The following is a 2,007-nucleotide window of genomic DNA, read 5'->3' as shown; positions in this document are numbered from 1 at the left end:
ACATGTTCAGACGAAGGCCGCTTCCGCGTACGGCAGTTACCGGACCGAGTGATCAAGTTCGACACACCATTCGACACCGGACGTTAAAGATCAAGGGCTTGTCCCGTAACCCATGAGGCGGGGTGAAACGGTCCTGGTTTGTGGGTCAGTTGGGGGGTTTGGCCAGGCCCAGGAGTTGCTGGTGGAGGCCGGGTCGGGCGAACAGAGCTGCGCCTGTGTCGGTTCGTCGCTGGCCGGAGAGGTCGCTGAAGGTGCCGCCGGCCTCCTCGACGATGGGGATCACTGCGGCAATGTCCCAGGGGCCGGCGCCCAGCAGCAGGAAGGCGTCAAGTTTTCCTGTCGCGACCAGGAGGGCTCCATGGCAGGTGCCGGATCCGGTGGATGGCTTGCTGGGTGGCGGCGTGGTGGGGTCCGCAGATGCCCAGTTGAGTGCGGGGAGCACGGTTGCGGTTCCTGCTGCCAGCCGGGCCGCGGCGGCGCGTTCGGCTTTGCTTAGCCGCGGTGGTGGAGGCCAGATTCCGATGGCGGCATCCTTGGCGTTTCCTCCTGCCGTGAGCGTCAGCCGATGCGGCGGTGCTGACGGATCGGAGGGGCAGGGGCCCATCCAGGCGCCGGTGCCTGGCGTTGCCCACCAGCGGCGCCCGAGCGCGGGCGCGGAGACCATGCCCATGGTCACGGTGCCGTGTTCTTCCCGGGCGATGAGAGTGCTCCATTCCGGATCGCCCGCAATGAAGCTCGCCGTGCCGTCAATGGCGTCGATGATCCATCGGCGGCTGCTGCGCCCATGGGCGCCGAACTCTTCGCCCACGAACGCGTCGCCGGGATGTTCCGTACGGATCGACGCGCGCAGGACGCATTCGATCTCGCGGTCCGCGTCGGTGACCGGACTTCCGTCGCCCTTGTCCTCGGTACCCAGGTCGGGTGCGCGGAAGTAGCGCCGGGCGATCTCGTCCGCCTGATCAGCCAGTTGGTGCGCCAGCGTCAGGTCTGCTGAGTCCGTCATACCGCCCACTCTTCTCGCCGATACCCCCGCGATCAAGTCCCGGTCCAGGCGCACGGGCTCGGTGAGACGATCAGCGCATGGCTGGTGTGATCACGGCGTCCGAGCCGTCCTGGATAACCCCGTTCACCGGCGTGAATCCGCGCCAGTTCCACAAGACAGTGACCGCGCTCCGGCGCGAGGGGGCCGAACTTGTCCGGCGCGGCCGGCCCTGGGGCCTTTCACTGGAGGACCGGGTGCTGCTCGTCGCGGCCTACTGGCGCACGAACTTGACGATGCACCAGCTCGCCCTGCTGTTTGGCATCTCCAAGTCCGCAACCGACCGGATCATCAACCAGATCGGCCCACTCCTCGCGTTGAAGCCCCGGCAACGCTTTACGAAGGGCACGGTGCTCATCGTGGACGGCACCCTGGTGCCCACCCGTGACCACACGATCGCCGAGCAGTCCAAGAACTATCGCTATTCCACCAACCACCAGGTTGTCATCGACGCCGACACCCGCCGGTCGTCGTGGTCGGCCAGCCACTTCCGGGCAACCGGAACGACTGCAGGGCATGGGCGGAATCCGGGGCCAAAGCCGCCGTCGGCAAGACGATGACGATCGCCGACGGCGGCTACCCCGGCACCGGACTGGTGATGCCGCACCGCCGCCGGGCCGGCGAAGAACTCCCCGACTGGAAACAGGAGCACAATCGCTCACACAAGCAAGTCCGCGCCCGCGTCGAGCACACCTTCGCCCGTATGAAGACCTGGAAGATCCTCCGCGACTGCCGGCTCAAGGGTGACGGCGTCCACCACGCCATGCTCGGCATCACCCGGCTGCACAACCTCAACCTCGCCGGATAGGCGCGGCGGCCACCGGCCGAGCAGTCTTGGCTCCGTCGACTCGAAGATCAGTTACGGGACAAGCCTTAGACGTTGTCTCACGTGGTCTGATGTCCGTGCGGCATGATGTCGGTCGTGGGTGTCGATCTGTCGCAGCGGCTGGTTCCTGACGAACTGTGGG

Annotated in this window: 1 protein-coding gene and 1 pseudogene; one reads left to right on the top strand and one right to left on the bottom strand. The window is 66.5% G+C overall.

Going from position 1 to position 2,007, the window contains the following annotated elements; translation table 11 throughout:
* Window positions 1-145: 145 nt before the first annotated feature.
* Window positions 146-1,003 (bottom strand): inositol monophosphatase family protein, encoded by an 858-nt coding sequence (locus tag ACFZDK_RS55760; RefSeq protein ID WP_390987088.1) that lies wholly within the window; start codon window positions 1,001-1,003, stop codon window positions 146-148.
* Between the two features lie 77 nt (window positions 1,004-1,080).
* Between ACFZDK_RS55760 and ACFZDK_RS55755 the strand changes: the two are divergent.
* Window positions 1,081-1,847, top strand: a pseudogene (locus ACFZDK_RS55755) (transposase).
* Window positions 1,848-2,007: the final 160 nt, after the last annotated feature.

This window comes from Streptomyces sp. NPDC007901 (genome assembly GCF_042959465.1).
Taxonomy (GTDB): Bacteria; Actinomycetota; Actinomycetes; order Streptomycetales; family Streptomycetaceae; genus Streptomyces.
The sequence above is the reverse complement of the archived record's forward strand: the minus strand, read 5'-3'. Positions and strand labels throughout refer to the sequence as shown.

Excerpts from the sequence above, each read along its gene's own strand:
- ACFZDK_RS55760 (WP_390987088.1), bottom strand. The coding sequence starts at position 1,003 with ATGACGGACTCAGCAGACCTGACGCTGGCGCACCAACTGGCTGATCAG.